The organism is Pseudomonas sp. B19(2017) (assembly GCF_002113165.1).
Lineage (GTDB): Bacteria > Pseudomonadota > Gammaproteobacteria > Pseudomonadales > Pseudomonadaceae > Aquipseudomonas.
Window position 1 is genome coordinate 1 of the sequence record NZ_NEJR01000041.1, and the last position, 2,240, is coordinate 2,240.

The following is a 2,240-nucleotide window of genomic DNA, read 5'->3' on the forward strand; positions in this document are numbered from 1 at the left end:
GCAGTGGTGGTGTCGATCGAATCGTTGATCGTGGTCTGAGCCGGCGTCGGGTTCGGCGTCAGTTGCTCGAAGTTGCCGCCCGTGGCGCTTTCGATAGTGACGCTGACGGTCGAGCCGTTGTTGTAGACGTCGTTCGCCGGGGTCTCAAAGTCAACGCTGCCCTGGGTCTTGCCCGCTTCAACAGTGATGGTCTGGCCATTGGACAGGGTGACAGTCACCGGGGTCTGCGCCGGGTTGCTCAGGGTCACCGTGTAGGTGATGACGCCACCTTCGGTCACCGACGGGGTCGCCGTCAGGGTCGCAGTGGTGGTGTCGATCGAATCGTTGATCGTGGTCTGGGCCGGGGTCGGGTTCGGTGTCAGTTGCTCGAAGTTGCCGCCCGTGGCGCTTTCGATAGTGACGCTGACGGTCGAGCCGTTGTTGTAGACGTCGTTCGCCGGGGTCTCAAAGTCGACGCTGCCCTGGGTCTTGCCCGCTTCAACAGTGATGGTCTGGCCATTGGACAGGGTGACAGTCACCGGGGTCTGCGCCGGGTTGCCCAGGGTCACGGTGTAGGTGATGACGCCACCTTCGGTCACCGACGGGGTCGCCGTCAGGGTCGCAGTGGTGGTGTCGATCGAATCGTTGATCGTGGTCTGGGCCGGGGTCGGGTTCGGTGTCAGCTGCTCGAAGTTACCGCCCGTGGCGCTATCGATGGTGACGCTGACGGTCGAGCCGTTGTTGTAGACGTCGTTCGCCGGGGTCTCAAAGTCGACGCTGCCCTGGGTCTTGCCCGCTTCAACAGTGATGGCCTGGCCGTTGGACAGAGTCACAGTCACCGGGGTCTGCGCCGGGTTGCTCAGGGTCACCGTGTAGGTGATGACGCCACCTTCGGTCACCGACGGGGTCGCCGTCAGGGTCGCAGTGGTGGTGTCGACCGAATCGTTGATCGTGGTCTGCGCCGGAGTCGGGTTCGGCGTCAGCTGCTCGAAGTTACCGCCCGTGGCGCTGTCGATGGTCACGCTAACGGTCGAGCCGTTGTTGTAGACGTCGTTCGCCGGGGTCTCGAAATCAACACTGCCCTGGGTCTTGCCCGCTTCGACGGTGATGGTCTGGCCATTGGACAGGGTCACGGTCACCGGGGTCTGGGCCGGGTTGCTCAGGGTCACGGTGTAGGTGATGACGCCACCTTCGCTTACCGACGGGGTCGCCGTCAGGGTCGCGGTGGTGACATCGACCGAATCGTTGATCGTGGTCTGAGCCGGGGTCGGATTCGGCGTCAGCTGCTCGAAGTTGCCACCGGCAGCACCGGTAATCGTGGTGCTGACGGTCGAGCCGTTGTTGTAGACGTCGTTCGCCGGGGTCTGGAAGTCGACACTGCCCTGGGTCTTGCCCGCTTCGACGGTGATGATCTGGCCGTTGGATAGGGTGACAGTCACCGGGGTCTGGGCCGGATTGCTCAGGGTCACGGTGTAGGTGATCACGCCGCCTTCGGTCACCGACGGAGTGGCCGTCAGGGTCGCGGTGGTGGTGTCGACCGAATCGTTGATCGTGGTCTGCGCCGGCGTCGGGTTCGGCGTCAGTTGCTCGAAGTTGCCACCGGTAGCACCGGTAATCGTGGTGCTGACGGTCGAGCCGTTGTTGTAGACGTCGTTCGCTGGGGTCTCGAAATCAACACTGCCCTGGGTTTTGCCGGCTTCGACGGTGATGGTCTGGCCGTTGGACAGAGTCACAGTCACCGGCGTCTGGGCCGGGTTGCTCAGGGTGACGGTGTAGGTGATGACGCCGCCTTCGGTCACGCTTGGCGAAGCCGTCAGGGTCGCAGTAGTAACGTCGGCCGAATCATTGATCGTGGTCTGGGCCGGAGTCGGGTTCGGCGTCAACTGCTCGAAGTTGCCACCGGTAGCACCGGTAATCGTGGTGCTGACGGTCGAGCCGTTGTTGTAGACGTCGTTCGCCGGGGTCTGGAAGTCGACACTGCCCTGGGTCTTGCCCGCTTCGACGGTGATGATCTGGCCGTTGGATAGGGTGACAGTCACCGGGGTCTGGGCCGGATTGCTCAGGGTCACGGTGTAGGTGATCACGCCGCCTTCCGTCACGCTTGGCGAAGCGGTCAGGGTCGCGGTGGTGACATCGACCGAATCATTGATCGTGGTCTGCGCCGGGGTCGGATTCGGGGTCAGCTGCTCGAAGTTGCCGCCGGTAGCGCCGGTAATCGTGGTGCTGACGGTCGAGCCATTGTTGTAGACATCGTTGGCCGG

1 protein-coding gene is annotated in these 2,240 nt (G+C 63.3%); it reads right to left on the reverse strand.

The annotated features are described in order from the left end of the window. The coding region (locus tag CAF70_RS25900; RefSeq protein WP_371915965.1) for an immunoglobulin-like domain-containing protein at window positions 1–2,240 on the reverse strand (2,240 nt) is incomplete at both ends.